We start from the raw sequence: 19,035 nt of genomic DNA, 5'->3' as shown, positions 1-19,035 counted from the left end.
TCAGCCCCCAACCGACTGCGGTGTCACCCGCTGGCCCGGCAGAAACGAGGCCAGAGGTGTTCTGGCCACGCGCCACGGGCCAGTTCCATCAGGGGCCACGATTGTGACTGTACCTTCGCTGCGGAACAGAATGTTCGGGCTGAGCCTTTGCAAGTGCTCCTCATCATCCACCAACCAAATGTACCCCGCACGGGTCAGCGCGCTTTCCGGTAGGGTCACGGTGTCTTCAATCCGGCGGCCGGGAATATGAACCTGAAGGAAATCTCCGGCAAGAATGCCTTCATCCGGGTTCGTGACGTCTAAGAAAACACGTACCTGCCGCGTGTTTTGATCCAGAAACCCGCCGCCACGCCGAACCTCAGCCTGCCCCAAGGAACGACCTGAGCGTTGTTTCAGATCGGCAGTGGCGCCAGAGATCGGATGATCCAGCAGCGCCCAATCCGCCTGGTTGAACTCGGCAACCAGTTCGAATTGCCGGTCGTCCGAAAGGTGTATCAGAGCATCGCCCGGGTTGACCGTCTGGCCAAGGCTGGCAAAGCGATTGGTGACAAAGCCCGAAAACGGGGCAACAACCTCTGCGTCCTTCAGCTCATTGCGCGCCGCATTCAAGCGTGCCTGCGCCGCCGCAACGGTTTTTTCGGCAATGCGCAATTGCGGCAGGTTCAAAGCCAGTTCGTTTGGGGGTGCTGTTTCGTCCCGGTCAAACTGTCGCTGCGCAACGGTTACGTTGTTCTGCGCGCGCAACAGCGCCAGTTTCGCCTGCTCAAGTTCCATCTCAGCCGCGGCAACGGCACTTTGATACGGTGCCTTTTCGATTGAAAACAAAGGGTCGCCCCGTTCCACCTGTGCCCCGGCCAACGCGGCGGCATGCACTGCTGTGATGCGCCCGGTCACGGCAGATCGCAGCTCGGCATCCCAACGAGGGCGCACTTCGGCAAAGGCCGAAACCCGCGCCTGCACGGTCTCCGGGGCAACGCTGACGACAGAGACGGTCGGCGGTGGGGGTGAGGTGTTTGTTGCCTGAACATCAATTGTATCTTCGGTGTCAAACAACAGCATGACGATCGCGATAAACAGCGCCAGCGACAGTCCAATCCAAAGCCATCGCCGGGATGGCTTTTGCTGAGTTTCCAGGGTTTTGTCCGTCATCGTCCTGTTTTTCCCGTTCCGCCGAATCCATTGTGCCTTGTGGTATGAGGTGAAATCTCATATAATATGAACGATCGTTCGTTCAATACAAAATGCGAAAAAATGACCAAAGACACCAAAAAGCCGGGTTCAATCCGGGAAAAGGCAACAGCCAAGCGGCGCAACCAGATTTTGGAGGCCGCGGTTATGTGTTTTCTTGAGAGCGGCTATCATCAGACCGGAGTCCGCGACATTGCGGCCCGGGCGGGCGTCAGCCTTGGAAACCTCTATAACCATTTTCGTGGCAAACATGATGTGCTTGTGGAAATCGCAATGCTCGAACGCCGCGAGCTGGAGCCGTTTCTGAAAATCCTGAATTCAAATGCGCCCGCGCCGAAAGTTCTGAAAAAGTTCATCGCAGCCTACGCCAAGTATCTAGCAGCGCCGGAAAACGTTATTCTTGCGTTGGAGATTTCCAGCGAAGCCATTCGTCAACCGGACATCGCGCAGCTGTTTGTCGAGAACCGCTCCAGCTTGAATGACGCTCTTGAAACGGTTGTAAGGCGAGGGATAGCAGACTGTGATCTGCGCGCCGTTCCTGATCCGACGCAGGCTGCGCAATTGGTGATAGACGTTCTGGAAGGTAGCGCCTATCGCAGCGTGTTGTCAGAATTGCCCATGAACAAAATCATTGGAAGCGTGGAAGATTTTGTTCTGAGTGCACTGCTGGCGCGGTGATATCCGGTCTTCGGATGCTTGCTCAGATCAAAGGGCGCTGAATCTCCAAGAACGCCGGTTCTGATCGTTTCGGATAATCAGCGATGCAACCCATTGAGCCGCTTGAAAATGTGGTGCCGGAAACCCGGCACCGCGTTGAATTTACTTGTCGGTCACGTCCGAAATCCATGTTCCGGCGGCGACAGCGCGCGGCAAGCCCAGAGGGCCGATCGCCAAAAGCGCAACCTGCTGCATATCTTCAGCCGAGATGCCTTCGGCCACCCCTCGGCGGCTATGCGAGTGCACGGCACCTTCGGAAGCGGCACCAATTGCAAGCGCAAGTTTGACGAGGCGGCGTTCCCGTTCGGTCAGTGAACCCGCCTGTGCGGTTGCTGATCCAAGCGCGGCATATGCATCCCAAATCGTCGGATGTTTCGCGGCAAGCGCCCCTGCGGCGCCGGGCAGATCTTTCGTCATCTCAGTCTCTCCATCCTGTTAGCTTGTCCCTGTGGCAATGATGTCTTCAAACGCCTTCTTGGCTTTCTTGGGCATTTTTGCGTCGAGGAACCCATCGGGCATGTCACCAGCGCCGACCTGAATGACCATTACCATACCCATGCCAAGATGTGGTTTGCATTTCACGCCGATCATGCCTTCGGTGGTCAGTTCGACCTCGATCTCTTCATTGATCTTGCCTGCAAAAGGCTCTTGTCCTTCGGGGACCATGCCCTTGACGGTTTCGGCATTGTGACCTTTGTCTGCCGCGCGGAAGACCACAACGTCTCCAATCTGGGCCGAGACAAATCTCGGTTCGAACACCATAGCGCCCGCTTCGCCGCGGTTCAGCATCTGTACCTCGATGGTATCGGCAAGCGCGGATATCGGGGCAAGCGCCAGCAGGGTGGTGGCGGTCAGAGATTTAAGTTTCATCTTACGTTTCCTTGTCAGGCTTGAACGTTTCATCCACCAAGCGCGGACATATGGCGCGCCACGGCGGGTTTTGATATTTGTGAAAGGTCGAAGCGGTGACGCTCGGGCTTCATCAACAGCGCGCTTCGAATGGCGGACGACGCCTCGTCCTCGGATCGGCGCAGGGGCGCGCGCAGGTCAACCGACCCTTCGTCGCCCATGCAGGTATAAAGGCGTCCGGTGCAACTGACCCGCACCCGATTGCAGAGAGCGCAAAAGTTGCAGGACATCGGGGAAATGAACCCAAGCTGGCCACCTGTCTCTGCGATCTGCACATAGCGCGCCGGACCGCCAGAGCTGCGGTTTAGCGGAGTCAGCGTCCAGCGGTGCGACAGGTCCGATTGCAGATCACGCAGGGACAACGCGCTGTCACTTCGATCCAGACCGGTATCGCCCAGCGGCATTTCCTCGATCAGCGTCAGGCCCATGCCGCGCCCATGGGCAAAGCGGATCAGGTCGTCGACTTCGTCTTCGAACGCGCCACGACTGGCAACCGCGTTCAGCTTGACTTTCAGACCCGCGTCCTGCGCGGCATCCAGTCCGGCCAGAACCATGCGTATATCCCCAAGCCGGGTCAGGCTGCGGTATCGGTCCGGGCACAGCGTGTCGAGTGAGACGTTGACCCGCTTTACCCCGCAAGCCGCCAAACCATCTGCGTGGCGCGCCAGCAATGTACCGTTGGTGGTAAGTGTCAGTTCATCCAGCGCGCCGGACCGCAGATGCCGCGACACATCCCGAAACAAGTCCATCACATCGCGGCGCACCAGAGGTTCGCCCCCGGTAATGCGCAGCTTGCGCACACCGCGCCGTATGAAAATGTCGCTGAGGCGGGCCATTTCTTCAAGGCTCAGAAGGTCGCGCTTGGGAAGAAATGACATCTTCTCGGCCATGCAATAGGTGCAGCGCAGGTCGCAGCGGTCGGTCACGGACAGACGCAAATAGGTGACGGCTCGGCCAAAACCATCGACCAGCGGATCGGGCGCTTTTCTTTTGGATGTGGCAGATGCGCTGATACGCGCAGATTGAATGGGGGCCAGTTCAGAAGGGTCGGCATTTTTTCCGAAACCACTGCTGTTTGTATTGTCTAGCATCGGACCCTCCTGCATGTGTTAGTGAAATTCTGGGGGGATGCGCGGCCGGGCTTGGACCCGGCCACGCTGTTTTTGGTGTCTTAGTTGGCGTCGGCCGCGTTCATCATCAGGTATTCCATGACGAGTTCGCGTTCGCCGTCATCCAGACCAGCCCGTTCGAACATGGACGGCACGATGCCTTTCCATTGTTGTTGCGTGTAGTGGGTCACTTCCCGAGGGGCGTGACAGACGGTGCAACGCTGGAAGAACATCTTTTCGCCCGGGGTCATGTCGGCATAAAGAGACGCGGTCAACGCTTCGAGCCGTTCCAGACCCAGCTTGTCGTCGTCAATTGCGGCAAGCTCCGTATCCTCGATGATCGCTGGCTTTTCATAGGCCATGTTCGGACCTTCCGGGTCTTCGCACTTGCGCATTTCGATCAGCACGGTGTTGGCCGACGTGGCCTCGCTGAGGCCCGAGGCGCGCTGCGTGGAGGTCAGGAAATTCACCAGCCCCGAGTTACAACGTCCCTTGCTGTCCAGCGACGGCCAGCACCCTTCGTAGATCGAAACGACGCCCGGCATGATCTCGTCGCTGACAACGGCCCCGGCGATAACGGTACCCCGGTCGTTGTAAAGCTCGACCAGATCGCCATCGGCGATGCCGCGTTTTGCGGCGTCATCGGCGTTGATCCGAACCGGTTCGCGGCCCTGTACCTTGTAGATACCCCGCAGCGTTTCCGACTGGTCCATCTGGCTGTGCAGGCGATACCATGGGTGGGGGGATACGACGTGCAACTGACCTTCTTTGGCGTTGCCGAGATATTCGTGTTTTTCCATCCACATCGGCATGCCGGGGCAGTCCTCGATCTCCATGTTCGCGATGTTTTCGCAGAACATTTCGATCTTGCCCGATGCGGTGTGCAGCGGGTTTGTGTCCGGGTCGGAGTAGAAATCGCCGTGGCGCACCCATTTCCGGGCCTCTGCAGGGACCGGCATCCGGGCATAGCCTTTTTCCCAGAACTCTTCGAACGGGGTTTCCTTGGCTGCGCCCGACGCCTCATAGGCCAGTTTGATGTGATACATCTTGTCTTCGCTGTCGGTGAACTGCGCCCACAGACCCAGCTTGTCGGCCAGACCTTCGAAGATTTCATAGTCGGGCAGGCTTTCGCCAACGGGTTCGATCACCTTCTTCATCGCGTAGACGCGGTCGTTCGAATAGGTGCCGCCCGAGGTGATGTCATCCTGTTCCAGTGTCGAGGCCGCAGGAAGGACGATATCAGCCCAGCGGGTTGCAGCGGTCCACCACACATCGACCGAGACGATGGTGTCGACCTTCTCAAGCGCGCGGATCAGCCGGTTGGTATCTTGCTGGTGCGACATGAAGTTGTTGCCGGCGTTGAAGATCATCTTGATGTCGGGATAGGTGTTGGTCTGCCCGTTATAGAAGAAATCCACGCCCGGACTTTCCAGCGCCTCGGTAATGCGCGAGGCCGGGACGATCTTCTTGACGAAGTTCCGGCCCTGGCTCATGCCGACCGGTGTGGCGTTACCACCTTGGGGCATACCGCCGTTACCGTAGTGCCACGAGAACCCGACGCCCTCGCCCGGTTTGCCGATCTTGCCAAGCAAGGCTGCAAAGTTGATCAGCGACCAATAGGCCATTTCGCCATGCTGGGCACGTTGGATGGCCCAGGAACCGGCAATGCTGGTTTTCGACGACGCGATGAGTTCGGCGAGATCCTTGATCTCCTGCTCGTCAATGCCGGTGATTGCCGAGGCCCAAGCGGGTGTTTTCGGTGTGCCGTCGGTCTCACCTTTCACATAGGCAATCCACTTGTCGCTGCCGACCGTGTACTTGTCCATATAGGCCTGATCTTCCAGACCGTTTTCCAGCGCATGATAGGCCATCGACAGGAACAGGGCGGTATCGGTGTTCGGTATGATCCGCTTCCATTCTGCGTTCAGATAGTCGTCGCTGGCGGTGCGCTGCGGGTTGATCGAGATGAATTTGACGCCCGCATCCCGGATTTCTTCCCAATGGGCATACATGCCGTGGTCGGCCACGCGGTATTCGATCCGGTTGTTCTTGATCGGGTCACAGCCGACAAGCACGAACAGTTCGGTATTGTCACGGATGGTTTCCCACGCGGATTGCGCGGAATAGACTTCCATGTCGCCGATGATATGCGGCAGGCAAACCTGACCGGCACCGGCCGACCAGTCGCCTGCGGTGTTCGTGCAGCCGCCCATCAGGTTGATCAGACGTCCCTGCAGAACGTTCGGACGGAACACACCGGCATTCGACCAGCCGCCATAGGACGAGCTGAAGATCGCTTCGTTGCCGTGGTTCGAGGCCGTATCCAGCAGCGCCTTGGCGGTCAGGCTCCAGGCGGTATCCCAATCGACGCGGACATATTCTTCCTTGCCGCGCAGTTCGGGTTTGATGTCGCCACTTTCCCAGCCTTCCAGATAGGATTTACGCACCATCGGATAGTTGATCCGGCTCTTGTCATAGGTACGGTCCATGACGCCGTAGGCCAGCATCTCGGTGGGGCGGGCATCAAGCTCCATGATCTTGTTGATGCCGATCAGCTTGCCATCGCGGACCACGGCCTCGAACGGGCCGAAATGGGTCGCGTGGAACGTGCGCCCTCCGAAAGAGTTGGGATCAAGCGCTGCGAGTGCAGTGGAATTCATCAGAGCGGTTGCGCCGAAGGTGGCGATACCCCCTTGCAAAAAGGCGCGGCGGGTTGGCGTTGAGAAAGACATATCGGGCCTCCTGTGACTGGCTTCTGGGCGCACATTATTCTGTGGGCGAAGCTGTCACTTTGATTGCGCACAACTGCGGTTGTCCGAATATGTAAAGAAATGTAAAAGCGGCTTATGGCGCAGCATATCCTCATCGTCGAAGACGACCGCACAACCCGGATGCGGCTTGCCGCATACCTGCAAGAGCAGGGGCATCGCGTCAGCATGGCCGAAGATGCGGACGAGATGGAAAGCATCATCGAGTATGATCCGCCGGATCTGTTGCTGGTCGATATCAACATGGACGGAAAGGATGGCCTGACGATCACCCGTGAACAGCGTGCGAAATCACGGGTCGGTATTATCCTGCTGACAGCCCGCGATGATCAGGTCGACAAGATCGTCGGATTGGAAATGGGCGCCGACGACTATGTGACCAAACCCTTCGACAAACGCGAGCTGGCGGCGCGGGTGAAAAACCTGCTGGCCCGGATTGCGGATATCGGGCAGGCACCCGAGGGCGCTCCGCCGGTCGAATTGTTTGGTGTTTGGTGTTTTGATCGGATTCGGCGCCGGTTGGTCTCGGCCGCAAGAACGGAAACGCTTACACCTCAGGAATTCGCGATCATGACAGCGCTGGCGGATCATCCCGGGCAGACGCTCAGCCGTGCGCGGCTGTCCGAGTTGATCGGCCGCAGCTCAAGCCGCGCCAATGACCGGATGATCGATGTGGTGGTCGGACGGCTGCGCAAGAAGCTGGAAAAGGACCCGGCCAATCCCGAATGGATTCTGACCCAACATGGTCAGGGCTATCACTTCGTTGATCCGGCCTCGACCTGAAGCCCCGCCTCGGCAGCCGCCGCTTCAAGGGTCGCCGCCGCAGTCTTGGCACTGGCGCAGACCCGATCCAGCAGGGCCTCGCTGGCATCACTGTCCTGGGCCTCCAACTCGGCAAGCAGCGTACACAAGGCTTCAAGCTGGAAGTTCGAAGCAGCCCCTTTCAATCGATGGGCGGCTTTGCGTTGCTGGGCGGCTCGAGTGGATTTGATCGTTTCTATTGCCTCGGGCAATGCGCGCAGAAACTCGGATACGATCAGACCGGTTGTTTCGGGGCCAAGATCTGAAATATCACTGCGCAGACTGTCCAGAACCGCCGTTTCGTGCCGGGGCGGTTCGGTCGGGCTGACGGGCGACAGAACTTCTGTCAAAGCCCTTGGCGAGATCGGCTTGGCCAGAATGCGGGCAACACCCAGCCGGGCGCGGTTCTGTTCGGTGTCATCAATCAGATGTGCCGTCAGCGCGACCAGCATCGGCGCGTGTTCCCCGGCGCCAATCCGTGCGGCCACCTCCTCACCCCGCATGTCCGGCAAATCAAGATCGATCAGGACCAGATCGAAGCGGTTGTCATGGCAGCACTTCAATCCTGCCACCCCGGTTTCGGCTTCCTGCACCTGACAACCCAGCCGCTCCAGATACCCCCGTGCCACCATGCGGTTCACGGCATGATCGTCGATCACCAGAACATTGCGGTCGAAATCAGCCTCGGACAGTTGGGTTTCGTCCTCGGCCACACAGTCGGCATCGCCGGGCATCAACGGGACGGTCAGAGTAAACCGGGTGCCGACGCCGGGTTCACTTTCGACGCTCAGCGCCCCGCCGAGCGCTTCGGTCAGATTGCGCGAGATGGCAAGGCCGAGGCCAAGGCCCTCAATACCTGCGCGCTTTACGGCTGCTGTCCGTGTATAGGCATCAAACGCCTGAGCGATCGCCTCGCGCGTCATGCCAATTCCGGTGTCGGCCACCGTGAAACTGACAACGGGCTGTCCGGTGTCATCCGCCACCGCATGGTCCACAGTAAGCGTGACGGTCCCGCGCTTGGTATACTTGACCGCGTTCGAGATCAGGTTGCCCAAAATCTGGCGGATTTTCACAACATCGCCGAACAGCACCAGGGGCGCGGGCTCTGCGAGTTCGACAACGGTCTGCAACCCTGTCTTGGCGGCCAGCGACTGCAACTGGTGACCAAGCTGGCCAACCAGATCGCGCAGGTGAAAATGCACAGGGTTGGTGCGATTGCCGCTGTCTTCACTGCTGGCATAGTTCAGGATGTCATTGGTGATTTCGAGCAATTCGCGGGCCGAGCGGTGTGCCGTTCGCACCCGATCTTGCCGGGCCTTGTCCGTCACTTCGGCCTCCAGCAGCCCCAACATCCCGATAATCCCGTTCAGCGGGGTGCGGATTTCATGACTCATCCGGGCCAGAAACTCGGTCTTGCTGCGGTTCGCGGCCTCGGCCTCGGTGCGCGCCGCGTCCGAGGCCTGCATTTCGGCGACGACATCGCCGGTGCGCGCGATCACCGCATCTTCGAGATGTTCGCGCAGCTCGGCCGCTTCGCTTGCACGGCGGCGCAGGATGTTGAGTGCTTTTTCCATGCGCCCGATCTCATCATGGCCGCTGATCTGCATCGGAGCGCCATATTCACCTTCTGCCACGGCCACGATGCGCCGGGCCAGCTCTCCCAGACGGGCGACCAGTTGCCGTCGGGCATAAAGCCACAAGATCGAACCGGTGATCACCGCTGCAGCGACCACCACAAGCAATGCGATGTTCATCACGGACGACTGCCGTTCTGCCGCCGCGATCTGGGCGACCCCCTGAGCCTGCACGGCGTCACGAGCCTGTCGGGCTTGCGACGACAAGCTGGCGATCATGGATTGCAGGCGTTGACTGTCGTCAGCGATGGCCATCTGCAAGGCGATTCTGTCCCGCTGCGTATCGACCAGCCCGCCTTGCGTGATGGTCCCGTGCAGTTGGTGCAGCGCGGCCTGGGCCGTATCCCGCGCCGTAGGGGTCGTCAGATAACGGATGCGGCGGTCGGCCAAAGTCAGACGATCCGATAGCTCGGTGCGCAGATCGGCCAACGCATCCGGCGCGGCAATCACCTGTACCTGCTGCAGCTTCAGCCGGATCGCATCAACCACGTTTGCAAGCTCGGTCAACCGTTCGAAGGCAAAGAAATGGCGATCCGCAAGCTCGTCCAGCGCCGGGCGCGGGTCGCCATCAGACTCGGTATAAATCCCTACGATACCCGCTGTTATCCTAAGGCGCGCCAGATCGGTCTCGTCGCTGACGAGCGCATCCAGTTGGCCCGCCAGCTGGATGATCTCGCTCGTTTGCTCCGCGACCCGGATGGCAAGCTGCAACTCCTCCTGTCCGTTTTCGGCCATTTGGGCGACAATTTTGCTGGCACGAGGTTCCGGCCCCGCGCCTGCCATGGCGGGGGTCATGCCCTGCAGGACCTGAACCCCACGTTCGATGCTTTCGACGGTCTGGCCAAGCGCGACTGAAATGCGATCAAGATCATCACTGGTATCTGCTTGCGTGAATGCGGTGGCAAGCGTGCCGACAACTTCGGCAGAGGCACCGATCCGGCTGGCCAGCTCAATCGCGGGCAGGTTGGTTTCGATCAGCTCGTTCTGCGTGCGTATAAGATATCGGTTGACGGCAATCGCGACGATACCCACCATAATGGCAAGCGCCCCCATTGCCGAAAGAATCTGGATCAGCCGCGTGTCAAATCTCGTCCGTCGCATTGTCAGACACTACGGGGCCATCTGGGCTGGTTCAATCTTGGTGACCGGACTATGTGTCGCGTTCTGGTCTGCCGCGGCGGCAGGTCCGCGGCCTCTGGTGTGCGTGCTTGTTCCCCATTTCAAGGATGAATACTGGCTAAGCGTCGGCTACGGCTTGGAACAACAGGCTGAGCGGTTGGGATTGGACCTTCTGTTCTATGAGGCGGGCGGCTATCGCGCCCGGTCCCGGCAGATCGGGCAGATTGATACCTGCCTCGAACAGGGCGTCGATGCGATCCTCATCGGTGCGGTGACATCCGATCACGCAGATCTGATCGCCGCGATAGAACAGGCAGCGCTGAGGACCCCCGTTTTTGGTCTGGTCAACGAGCTTCATGCAGAGACGCTGAGCGGGCGCATCGGTGTCGACTGGCAGGATATGGGACAAGCCGTTGGGCATCATTTAGCCAAGCTGCATCCCCAAGGATCGCCAGCAAAAACCGCAATCCTCATTTCTGGCCCGTCAGAAGCCGGTTGGACCGGCCCGCTGGAGGCCGGGCTGCGCAATGGCCTGAGCGGCAGCGAGGTAACAATCCTAGAGGTCTTTGGTGCCGATACGGGCCTGAGCCAGCAATTGGCTCAGGTCGAAACGGCCTTGGAGCGCTATCCCGATGCCGATTATCTGATCGGCAGCGCCCCCGCGATCGAGGCGGCCATTGGCACCCTAATGCACTCCGACAACCCGCATCCGCCCGGGTTGATTTCGACCTATATCAGCCACACAGTCATTCGAGGCCTGATGAATGGCAAAGTTCTGGCGGCCCCCTTCGATGACCCGACCGAGCAGGGAACTATGGCGCTTGATCAAGTTGTGGCCGTCCTGACCTCAGGAGAGCGAGAAGGGCTGATCGGCCCCGACATCGTTCTTTTGACCCGTTCGGATGCGGAGTTGACCAAGATACTCATTTCGCCTGCCGAGTACTTTCCAAGCATTCAGTGATCGCCAGTAATTTCATCACTTGGGTATCCTTCCAGGTGATTTGATCCGCGGTTGTGAGTGAAGGTGCCTGATTAACAGTGCGCGAGCCTATGTGTTCGCACTTTGTTCCAAATTCGTCTATGCTAGTTGTTATGCAGTTACTTTTGATGCCTGACGAGCGCACGGACCGATTGGCCGCAATTCATAGGCGGCTGTTTTGCTGTTTTGGTCAACCTGGATCGTATTTCCTGCTGGATCCTGTCTCGCAATTGGTCATGGGGCTCGTAGGGGGGAGGACCCGAGGAGACGTTTCGGCTGCGGCCTTTCTCCGCCTTCGGAAACGGTTTGCCGATTGGGAAAGCCTTCGGGACGCGCCTGCCGCCGAAATCCGGCGTTTCATCTTTGACGTCACATTTTCTGAGGTTAAGGCGCCCAAGCTCAAAGAAGCACTTCAGGCAATCACCGCCAGCCAAAACGCGCTAACGCTGGATTTTCTGCGGACGTTTTCCGTGAACTCAGCACTCGGATGGTTGGAACAGTTGCCCGGCGTAGGCCGGAAAACAGCCGCAACTGTCTTGAACTTCAGCACGCTTAGAAAGCCTGCCCTTGTTCTGGACACCCATCATTTGCGTGTCCTCAGACGTCTGGGTCTGATCGGACAGCGCGATAGTACCGAAGAGGTTTATGAACGACTGGTTCCGCTATTGCCCAACAGTTGGAACGCAAAGGACATCGACGACCATCATCAGCTTGTAAAAATGCTTGGCCAAAGACTGTGCCGTTCAACTCAGCCGGTATGTTCCCTATGCCCCTTACGCGACATTTGCATGAATGGTCGGGCCGCGTCGGATTAGTCCGCAATCGGGGGCTGCACATGCTGCGCTTGATCATGAAGGCCGGCTTTTGCCGGGGTTCGCTCCACTTGGAACCGACCGGGTGCGGTCAACTTTTGGTGCTACGGTGCCTTGGTCTGATGATTTCCACCAGTTGTTATTCGAATGTCACATGTGTCGTTCAAGGGGGGCGTTATCCGTGAACGTTCCAATTGGGTTTGTTGCTTTGGATTAAAAGCTCTTCGATTGCGCTCCTGACTTCATCAGGGGCAACGTGAACTACACTCACACCAATATCTTGATCGTTCTTCAGGCACATTTGCACATTTTCAAGCTGTGCTCCTGTACGCCTGTCTTTTGAAAACAGGTGTTGGCACAGTCGCTCTCTTATGCCTTTGGATTTCCGTTGGCCGATGTATTGAAGTCGCCAGTAGTCGGTACCTTGATCCCTTGACCAAAGAGCATATACGTTGCCGCCCTCAACCAGGAGCGCTTTGAGGGAAGCCCTGTTAAACTGACGAGATTCTTTCATCCTCTGTGCCAGGCAGCTGTTCGGATCGGCATTATAGTCGATTTTGACAACTCGTTTTTGATCCAAGAGGATGTCTCCGGCTTTTGTAGCCGCAGCCTCAAGCTCAGTGGTTAAGTCAATACTCGTTTGATTTCGGTCTGTCATAATCTTGCAGGTCAAATGAAAATGAATACGCCGTGCAACCTGATCTAGCTGGTTTGTTTTTTGATTGTAAGTGGATAACCGTTTCATAGAGGCAGAGTTTCTCTGCGGGTTGAAGCCGAAGGAATGTGAGAAACCAGCCACGAAACTCTTCGTCGCCCAAGGTGAATGGGTTGACGTATGGCGGGTTGGATATTGGCGACTGATCTCAGGTGCAGTGATTCTGCGCCGCTACATCTGTCGTGCGCTATTATCCTTTTGGCAGCCTTGGGTAGGCGCGACAGGGGGTTTCGGACAACATCACATCCCAGTCCAGTACATTTGAAGCACCTGCATACTGGCGCATCATATCAACCCAGCAGTCATAGTCTGAGACCAGATTGAGAACCGGCCAGTCGCTGCCGAACAGCACGCGGTCCGGTCCGAAAGCGCCAAGCACGTGGTCCAGATAGGGTTTGAGATCCTCCAAGCCCGCGCCCTCGGGGGCTTCGGTCAAAAGGCCCGAGAGTTTGCAGAAGGTATTGGGGTGTGCTGCGATGGCAGCGATGTTCTGTGCCCAGTCTTCAAAACGGCCCTGATGGAACTCGGGCTTCGCGCAATGATCAACCACGACCCGAAGATCGGGATAGCGGCCCAGAAACGTGTCGAGCACGGGCAGATGCTTTTGCAGAACGAGCGCATCAAATGTCAGGTCGTTTTCAGCCACCGCAGCGAACCCGTTTTCAAGCGTCGGCCGTAGCATCCACCGATCGTCTGCGATGTCCTGGATCATGGGTCGGACACCTAGGAATTTCGGTGATGCGGCCAGTCTCTGCACCACATCAGCCGCGCTTGTGCTTTCCAGGTCCACCCAGCCAACCACTCCGACAATCCAGGAATGGTCTTGCGCAAGGTCCAGCAGAAACTCGGTTTCGGCGACATTGTCATCTGCCTGAACGACGATTGTGCCGGTGACGTCATTATCTTGCAGTAGTGGCTGCAAATGCTCCGGTTCGTAATCGCGATAGAGCGCGGGCAGATCTTTGGGCATCCAGGCGTAGCCGCCACGCGACAGGCGCCAGAAATGCTGATGGGTGTCAATCATCGGTTTTGTGTGCTGAGCCATGATGTATTCCCCATTCAGCTAAGCAGCTGCTCCGCGCGCAATCAGGCTTGCGACTTGCCGGTATAGAAATCGGTCAATTCATCGGCCAGCGATTTGTAGAGCAGATGAACTTCTTCCAATCCGGGAACGTCCAGTTGATCGATCCTTTCCAGGAAGGGACAGTTCACGACGCTGACGGCTCGTCCCTCGTGGTCGAGCACCGGATAGGCAAGGTTTGTCACTCCAACTGCGGTGGCTGATGGCATTCGCTCATAGCCCCACTCGCGGATGCGGGCCACATGTTCTCTGAATTCGACCGGGTCCAGCTTTGGTTCGCCCTGTGCCAGCCGGTGCTTGTCCAGTAGCTCGTCAAGTGCTGCGTCACTGCGGAACGCCGCCAGCACGCGCCCGGTGCCGGTATTTCCAAGGCCAATCACGGTCCCGACGCGCAACGCCAAACCCCAATTCCCGGGAGAGGCGATCGACGCAACAACAACAATGTCTCCGTTGCTTTCCATGCCCATATGGCAGGACTGCCAGGCTTTTCGCGTAACGGCCCGCATTTTGGGTGGCGCCATTTCAAGCAACCGTTCGACCGGAGGATACCTTTGCGAAATCGCAAACATTTTCAGGCTGAGCGAATAAAGATCGTCATCAGACGACCGGATCACATATCCGCGCCGTACCAAAGTCGAGAGCATCCGATAGATCTCGCTTTGAGAGCGATCAAGCGCGCGGGCAATGTCACCCTGCGCCAGCCCGTCGGCGTGCTGAGAAAGCAGTTCGATAATGTCCAGCCCCTTCTCAAGGGCAGGGGCGCGATATTTCTCAGAAGCTGCCGACACGTATTCCTCCCAGGTCGCGTATTAGGACGACTGCCTGCGATGGTGGCTTGAATATATGGCAAATGTCAATGTTGATTTATTTGTGAATAAATGTTTTAAATACGAATGAAGGCGATGCAGGAGAGTCGCCAAGGGTTAAAACTAGGGAGAAGCACGTGATGAAATCGTCCAGAACAATCAGCGGGTTGCTGGCCAGTTGCGCCGTCATGGCCGCAGGTGCGGTGCACGCCGAATCGGACTGGGGATCGTTCCCCGGAGCTGTTGTCGAAGCCAAGCTGATCGGTGGTCAGCAGTATGAGGGCCTCTATGGCCGCATCGCTGAGTGGGAAGAAGCCACAGGTGCCAAGGTCGATATCATCTCGAAGAAAAGCCATTTTGAGATCGACAAGGAAATCAAGTCGGACATGGCCGCGGGCACGACGTCCTGGTGCGTGGGGTCGAACCACTCATCCTTTGCGCCTCAGTACGAAGGTCTCTATGCCGACCTGAACGGGCTGGTTTCGGAAGACACGATTTCTGAATTCGTTGCGGGCAACATCAACGCCTCAACCGTGAACGGTGAATTGCTGATGCTGCCGCGCGCGCAGTTTGACGTCTCGGTTCTGTATTATCTCAAGTCGAACTACGAAGACGCCGAAAAGGCCGCGAAGTTCAAAGAGGAATACGGTTATGATCTGGCCGTTCCCGAAACATGGGAGCAGGTGAAGGATCAGGCGATCTTTTTCGCAGATCCGCCGAATTTCTATGGCACACAATATGCAGGCAAGGATGAGGCCATCGTAGGCCGGTTCTACGAGATGGTTGTGGCCGAGGGCGGCAACTATCTGGACGAAAACAAGAAACCCATCTTCAACTCGGACGCGGGTCAGCGCGCATTGCAGTGGTTCGTCGACCTCTACGAAGCACAAGCGGTTCCCGCAGGCACCACGTCCTACGTATGGGACGATCTGGGCCAGGGCTTTGCCAGCGGCACGGTTGCGCTGAACCTGGACTGGCCGGGCTGGGCCGGGTTCTTCAACGATCCTGAATCCTCCAAGGCTGCGGGCAATGTTGGTGTTGCGATCCAGCCGATGGGGTCGGTCACACGCACCGGTTGGTCGGGCCATCACGGTTTCTCGGTCACAAATGACTGCGAAAACAAAGAGGCCGCCGTCTCGCTCGTAAAATTCCTGACCAGCGAAGACAGCCAGCTGGCTGAATCCGCCGGTGGTTCGCTGCCGACCCGCAGCGCCGTCTGGGAAGCCAACGTGGCCGCAGCGCAAGCCGGTGACGATCCGTTCCGCGCCGAAGCTCTGGCCGCTTTTGCTGCCGGTGCCGAATACGCGTTCGCGGTTCCGCCGATCCCGGAATGGGGTGAGACTACCAACATCGTCTTCCCCGAACTGCAAGCTGCCATCGTCGGTGACAAATCCGTCGAGGACGCGCTGAATGACGCCGCCGAGGCGGTGGACGAGCTGATGCGCGATTCCGGATACTACTAAGGGCTCCTCCGGCCCGTGCGGGGGCGGCGACGCCCTCGCACACTACACACTCAACCCAAGGAAAGACGTTATGCGCCGCCGCTTACCGGAGTGGTTTGTCCTTCTGTTGCCTGCATTCATCATCATGGCAGCCGTTGTTCTGATCCCGCTCCTCTTCTCGCTGTACTCCAGCTTTACCCCATACAAGCTGACGCGTCCGTCGTCGCTGTGGCGCTGGATTGGCACCGCCAACTACGAGAAAATCCTTGGAGACTGGAAATTCTGGTCGGCCTTTGGCCGTACCGTTTTGTTCCTGACCATCGCGCTGAACCTGGAGCTGCTGCTGGGGCTGGGCATCGCGCTGATGATGAATAAGGTCACATGGGGTCAGCGCACCCTGCGCACGATCCTGATGTTCCCGATGATGTTCTCGCCCATTCTGGTGGGCTTTCAGTTCAAGTTCATCTTCAACGACAACATCGGTCTGGTGAACAACGTGCTGCAATCGCTGGGCATTACCAATGCGGCGCTGCCTTGGTTGGTGGACGGTAAGCTGGCGATGTTCTCGATCATTTTTGCCGAGGTCTGGATGAGCACATCCGTCTTCGCGATCCTGATCCTTGCCGGTCTGTTCGCCATGCCGCGTGACCCGCTTGAGGCCGCCAAGGTCGATGGTTGCACCGCATGGCAGACCTTCCGCCACATCACGCTGCCCTTCCTGATGCCCTTCATCTATATCGCCATGACCATCCGCTCGCTCGACGTAGCGCGGGCCTATGACATTGTGCAGATCATGACCGGTGGTGGCCCCGCCCGCCGGACCGAGCTGCTGTGGACGCTGATGAGCCGCACCGGCTATGTCGACGCCCGTATGGGGCTGGCCAATGCGATGGGCTATGTCTCGATACTGCTGTCGATTGCCTTCACCATTTACTTCTTCCGCAAACTCAGCGCCGCCCGCGCCGAGCTGGGTATGGGGGGCTAAGCGCATGGACCGCAATCAATCCTACCGCAACCAGCGCCGCCTGATGAAAGTGCTGCATCTGACTGGCCTGTTTCTGGTGATGTCAATCATCTGTATTCCCGGCCTGTGGATTGTGCTGAACTCGTTCCGCCCGACGGTCGAGATCATGGCAAAACCGCCGGTCTGGACCCCGACCTTCACGTTGGACCATTACCGCGCCATGTTTGGTGGTGCGGGTGAGGGCGGAGTGCCGGTGTTCCAGTACTTCCGCAACTCGCTGATCGTCTCGGTCACGTCGACCGCGATTGCCATTCTGATCGGGATGGGCGGCGGATATGCCTTTGCGCGCTATCGGTTCAAATTCAAGAACGGCTATTTCGTTGGTCTGATGCTGTTTCGCGCCGTACCCGGTGTCGCCCTGTCGCTGCCGCTGTTCATCGTCTTTGCCAAGGCGGGGCTGATCGACACGCATTTCGGCCTGATCCTTGTCTATGTGGCGATGAACGTGCCCTTCACCATTTGGCTGACCGATGGTTTCTTCCGCCAGATCCCCAAGGAACTGCACGAAGCCGCTGAAATTGACGGCTGCACCCGCTGGCAAGCCTTCTGGCGTGTCGAGTTTCCGGTGGCACGCTCGGGCGTGGCCTCAGCAGCGATCTTCGCCTTCCTGACTTCGTGGAACGAATTCGCGCTGGCGTCGCAGCTGACCCGCTCGGTGGGGTCCAAGACGATGCCCGTGGGCCTGCTGGATTTCACCGCTGAATTCACCATCAACTGGGGTGGCATGTGTGCATTGGCCGTGCTGATGATCCTGCCCGCCCTGATCCTGACCTTTATCGTGCAAAAGCACCTGATCGCCGGCCTGACCTTTGGCGGCGTGAAAGGATAATGAAATGACCGAAGTTACACTCAACAACGTCGTCAAACGCTATGGCAAGCATCAGGCTGTGCATGGCATCAACCTTGATATCCATGACGGAGAGTTTTTGGTTCTGGTTGGCCCTTCGGGTTGCGGCAAATCCACCACGCTACGGATGATTGCGGGGCTGGAGGACATTTCCGACGGAGAGATTTCCATCGGCAGCCGGGTGGTCAACGACCTGCCCCCGCGTGAACGCAACATCTCGATGGTGTTTCAGAACTATGCGCTGTATCCGCATATGACCGTGCGCGAAAATCTGGGCTTTACGCTGCAGATCGCCAAGCGTCCTGAGGCCGAGATCACCAAGGCCGTGACCGAAGCCGCCGCGATCCTCGGGTTGGATGAGCTGATGGACCGCAAACCGGCGGAGCTGTCCGGTGGTCAGCGCCAACGCGTCGCCATGGGCCGCGCCATCGTGCGGCACCCGGACGTGTTCCTGTTTGACGAGCCGCTGTCGAACCTCGACGCCAAGCTGCGCACGCAGATGCGGGTCGAGATCAAGAAGCTGCACCAGCGCGTCGGCAATACCATCGTCTACGTGACACACGATCAGGTCGAGGCGATGACGCTGGCCGACCGTATCGTACTGATGCGCGACGGTCATATCGTGCAGGTTGGCACCCCGCTAGAACTGTTCAACACGCCGGTCAACACGTTCGCGGCGACCTTTATCGGTTCGCCTCCGATGAACCTTGTGGATGGGGTTGTCACCGATGCGGGAACCATCGTTCTGAAGGATGCGGTCACGGTGCCCGTCCCGGCCTCGGCGCGCGATCATGTGCGTGCGGGGCAGGCGGTACAATTCGGCTTCCGCGCCGACAATCTGATGCCGGTCGGCCATGCGGTTGAAGAAAAGGGCGATCTGGTCGATCTGGAACTGCCCGTCGCGCTGGAAGAACCGCTGGGCACCGAAACCCTGCTGTTTGCAGAACTGGCAGGGGTCGAGGTTCAGGCCAAGATGTTCAACCCTCGCCCCGTGCATCCCGGCGAGACGCTGCCGTTCCACCTTGTTCTCGACAAGTGCCACGTCTTCGATGCGGGCACCGGCGAGGCACTGAGAGGGTAAGCA

The 19,035-nt window shown here is 58.3% G+C and carries 17 protein-coding genes; 8 read left to right on the top strand and 9 right to left on the bottom strand.

The window, feature by feature from the left end:
* On the bottom strand, window positions 1-1,149 hold the full coding sequence (locus tag ACR0DO_RS17730; protein ID WP_480560794.1) for an efflux RND transporter periplasmic adaptor subunit: 1,149 nt from the start codon (window positions 1,147-1,149) through the stop codon (window positions 1-3).
* A gap of 66 nt (window positions 1,150-1,215) precedes the next feature.
* Between ACR0DO_RS17730 and ACR0DO_RS17725 the strand changes: the two genes are divergently transcribed.
* A complete protein-coding gene (locus ACR0DO_RS17725) occupies window positions 1,216-1,866 on the top strand; it encodes a TetR/AcrR family transcriptional regulator (protein ID WP_480560792.1) in 651 nt (216 codons plus the stop codon).
* Between the two features lie 141 nt (window positions 1,867-2,007).
* On the opposite strand, the gene ACR0DO_RS17720 is transcribed toward ACR0DO_RS17725, so the two are convergent.
* The 4 genes from ACR0DO_RS17720 to ACR0DO_RS17705 all read right to left on the bottom strand — a co-directional run bounded on the left by ACR0DO_RS17720 (window position 2,008) and on the right by ACR0DO_RS17705 (window position 6,655).
* Window positions 2,008-2,322: a carboxymuconolactone decarboxylase family protein gene (locus tag ACR0DO_RS17720; RefSeq protein WP_480560790.1), complete on the bottom strand. Its 315-nt coding sequence runs from the start codon at window positions 2,320-2,322 to the stop codon at window positions 2,008-2,010.
* 18 nt (window positions 2,323-2,340) lie between these two features.
* Window positions 2,341-2,775, bottom strand: coding sequence for a pseudoazurin (locus ACR0DO_RS17715; RefSeq protein WP_480560788.1), 435 nt, complete (start codon window positions 2,773-2,775; stop codon window positions 2,341-2,343).
* A gap of 29 nt (window positions 2,776-2,804) precedes the next feature.
* Window positions 2,805-3,905: a GTP 3',8-cyclase MoaA gene (gene moaA / locus ACR0DO_RS17710; RefSeq protein WP_480560786.1), complete on the bottom strand. Its 1,101-nt coding sequence runs from the start codon at window positions 3,903-3,905 to the stop codon at window positions 2,805-2,807.
* Between the two features lie 80 nt (window positions 3,906-3,985).
* Entirely contained in the window at window positions 3,986-6,655 is a 2,670-nt protein-coding gene (locus ACR0DO_RS17705; protein WP_480560784.1) for a molybdopterin-dependent oxidoreductase, read from the bottom strand.
* A 114-nt stretch (window positions 6,656-6,769) separates the two neighbouring features.
* Between ACR0DO_RS17705 and ACR0DO_RS17700 the strand changes: the two genes are divergently transcribed.
* Complete coding sequence (locus tag ACR0DO_RS17700; RefSeq protein ID WP_170448892.1) at window positions 6,770-7,474, top strand: response regulator; 705 nt, start codon at window positions 6,770-6,772, stop codon at window positions 7,472-7,474.
* Here the strand turns inward: ACR0DO_RS17700 and ACR0DO_RS17695 are convergent.
* Window positions 7,447-10,227 (bottom strand): ATP-binding protein, encoded by a 2,781-nt coding sequence (locus tag ACR0DO_RS17695; RefSeq protein ID WP_480560782.1) that lies wholly within the window; start codon window positions 10,225-10,227, stop codon window positions 7,447-7,449. The two genes, ACR0DO_RS17700 and ACR0DO_RS17695, sit on opposite strands and share 28 nt — an antisense overlap.
* Window positions 10,228-10,330: 103 nt before the next feature.
* On the opposite strand from ACR0DO_RS17695, the gene torT reads away from it, so the two are divergent.
* Together torT and ACR0DO_RS17685 are read left to right on the top strand one after the other, a co-directional pair.
* Window positions 10,331-11,206 carry a TMAO reductase system periplasmic protein TorT gene (gene torT / locus ACR0DO_RS17690; protein WP_480560780.1) on the top strand — a complete coding sequence of 292 codons (876 nt, stop codon included), beginning with the start codon at window positions 10,331-10,333 and terminating at the stop codon, window positions 11,204-11,206.
* 131 nt (window positions 11,207-11,337) lie between these two features.
* Window positions 11,338-12,039, top strand: a complete 702-nt coding sequence (locus ACR0DO_RS17685; RefSeq protein ID WP_480560778.1) for an endonuclease III domain-containing protein — start codon at window positions 11,338-11,340, stop codon at window positions 12,037-12,039.
* 172 nt (window positions 12,040-12,211) lie between these two features.
* Here the strand turns inward: ACR0DO_RS17685 and ACR0DO_RS17680 are convergent, their stop codons facing one another.
* The 3 genes from ACR0DO_RS17680 to ACR0DO_RS17670 form a co-directional block, all read right to left on the bottom strand.
* Window positions 12,212-12,835 carry a hypothetical protein gene (locus ACR0DO_RS17680; protein ID WP_480560776.1) on the bottom strand — a complete coding sequence of 208 codons (624 nt, stop codon included), beginning with the start codon at window positions 12,833-12,835 and terminating at the stop codon, window positions 12,212-12,214.
* Window positions 12,836-12,941: 106 nt separating this feature from the next.
* Window positions 12,942-13,796 carry an amidohydrolase family protein gene (locus ACR0DO_RS17675; protein WP_480560774.1) on the bottom strand — a complete coding sequence of 285 codons (855 nt, stop codon included), beginning with the start codon at window positions 13,794-13,796 and terminating at the stop codon, window positions 12,942-12,944.
* A 41-nt stretch (window positions 13,797-13,837) separates the two neighbouring features.
* Entirely contained in the window at window positions 13,838-14,620 is a 783-nt protein-coding gene (locus ACR0DO_RS17670) for an IclR family transcriptional regulator (RefSeq protein ID WP_170448902.1), read from the bottom strand.
* 158 nt (window positions 14,621-14,778) lie between these two features.
* Between ACR0DO_RS17670 and ACR0DO_RS17665 the strand changes: the two genes are divergently transcribed.
* The 4 genes from ACR0DO_RS17665 (at window position 14,779) to ACR0DO_RS17650 (ending at window position 19,032) form a co-directional block, all read left to right on the top strand.
* Window positions 14,779-16,101 (top strand): extracellular solute-binding protein, encoded by a 1,323-nt coding sequence (locus ACR0DO_RS17665; RefSeq protein ID WP_480560772.1) that lies wholly within the window; start codon window positions 14,779-14,781, stop codon window positions 16,099-16,101.
* A 70-nt stretch (window positions 16,102-16,171) separates the two neighbouring features.
* Window positions 16,172-17,065 (top strand): carbohydrate ABC transporter permease, encoded by an 894-nt coding sequence (locus ACR0DO_RS17660; RefSeq protein WP_480560770.1) that lies wholly within the window; start codon window positions 16,172-16,174, stop codon window positions 17,063-17,065.
* Between the two features lie 4 nt (window positions 17,066-17,069).
* Window positions 17,070-17,933 (top strand): carbohydrate ABC transporter permease, encoded by an 864-nt coding sequence (locus ACR0DO_RS17655; RefSeq protein WP_170448909.1) that lies wholly within the window; start codon window positions 17,070-17,072, stop codon window positions 17,931-17,933.
* A 4-nt stretch (window positions 17,934-17,937) separates the two neighbouring features.
* Window positions 17,938-19,032: an ABC transporter ATP-binding protein gene (locus ACR0DO_RS17650; protein WP_480560768.1), complete on the top strand. Its 1,095-nt coding sequence runs from the start codon at window positions 17,938-17,940 to the stop codon at window positions 19,030-19,032.
* Window positions 19,033-19,035 lie beyond the last annotated feature (3 nt).

Source organism: Ruegeria sp. AM9 (assembly GCF_056540565.1).
Note: the sequence above shows the minus strand (reverse complement) of the source record. Positions and strands in the feature narration are given on the sequence as shown.

Coding starts and splice junctions, on each gene's coding strand:
- ACR0DO_RS17730 (WP_480560794.1), bottom strand. CDS start 1,149: ATGACGGACAAAACCCTGGAAACTCAGCAAAAGCCATCCCGGCGATGG.
- ACR0DO_RS17725 (WP_480560792.1), top strand. CDS start 1,216: ATGAACGATCGTTCGTTCAATACAAAATGCGAAAAAATGACCAAAGAC.
- ACR0DO_RS17720 (WP_480560790.1), bottom strand. CDS start 2,322: ATGACGAAAGATCTGCCCGGCGCCGCAGGGGCGCTTGCCGCGAAACAT.
- ACR0DO_RS17715 (WP_480560788.1), bottom strand. CDS start 2,775: ATGAAACTTAAATCTCTGACCGCCACCACCCTGCTGGCGCTTGCCCCG.
- moaA (WP_480560786.1), bottom strand. CDS start 3,905: ATGCTAGACAATACAAACAGCAGTGGTTTCGGAAAAAATGCCGACCCT.
- ACR0DO_RS17705 (WP_480560784.1), bottom strand. CDS start 6,655: ATGTCTTTCTCAACGCCAACCCGCCGCGCCTTTTTGCAAGGGGGTATC.
- ACR0DO_RS17700 (WP_170448892.1), top strand. CDS start 6,770: ATGGCGCAGCATATCCTCATCGTCGAAGACGACCGCACAACCCGGATG.
- ACR0DO_RS17695 (WP_480560782.1), bottom strand. CDS start 10,227: ATGCGACGGACGAGATTTGACACGCGGCTGATCCAGATTCTTTCGGCA.
- ACR0DO_RS17685 (WP_480560778.1), top strand. CDS start 11,338: ATGCAGTTACTTTTGATGCCTGACGAGCGCACGGACCGATTGGCCGCA.
- ACR0DO_RS17675 (WP_480560774.1), bottom strand. CDS start 13,796: ATGGCTCAGCACACAAAACCGATGATTGACACCCATCAGCATTTCTGG.
- ACR0DO_RS17665 (WP_480560772.1), top strand. CDS start 14,779: ATGAAATCGTCCAGAACAATCAGCGGGTTGCTGGCCAGTTGCGCCGTC.
- ACR0DO_RS17660 (WP_480560770.1), top strand. CDS start 16,172: ATGCGCCGCCGCTTACCGGAGTGGTTTGTCCTTCTGTTGCCTGCATTC.
- ACR0DO_RS17655 (WP_170448909.1), top strand. CDS start 17,070: ATGGACCGCAATCAATCCTACCGCAACCAGCGCCGCCTGATGAAAGTG.
- ACR0DO_RS17650 (WP_480560768.1), top strand. CDS start 17,938: ATGACCGAAGTTACACTCAACAACGTCGTCAAACGCTATGGCAAGCAT.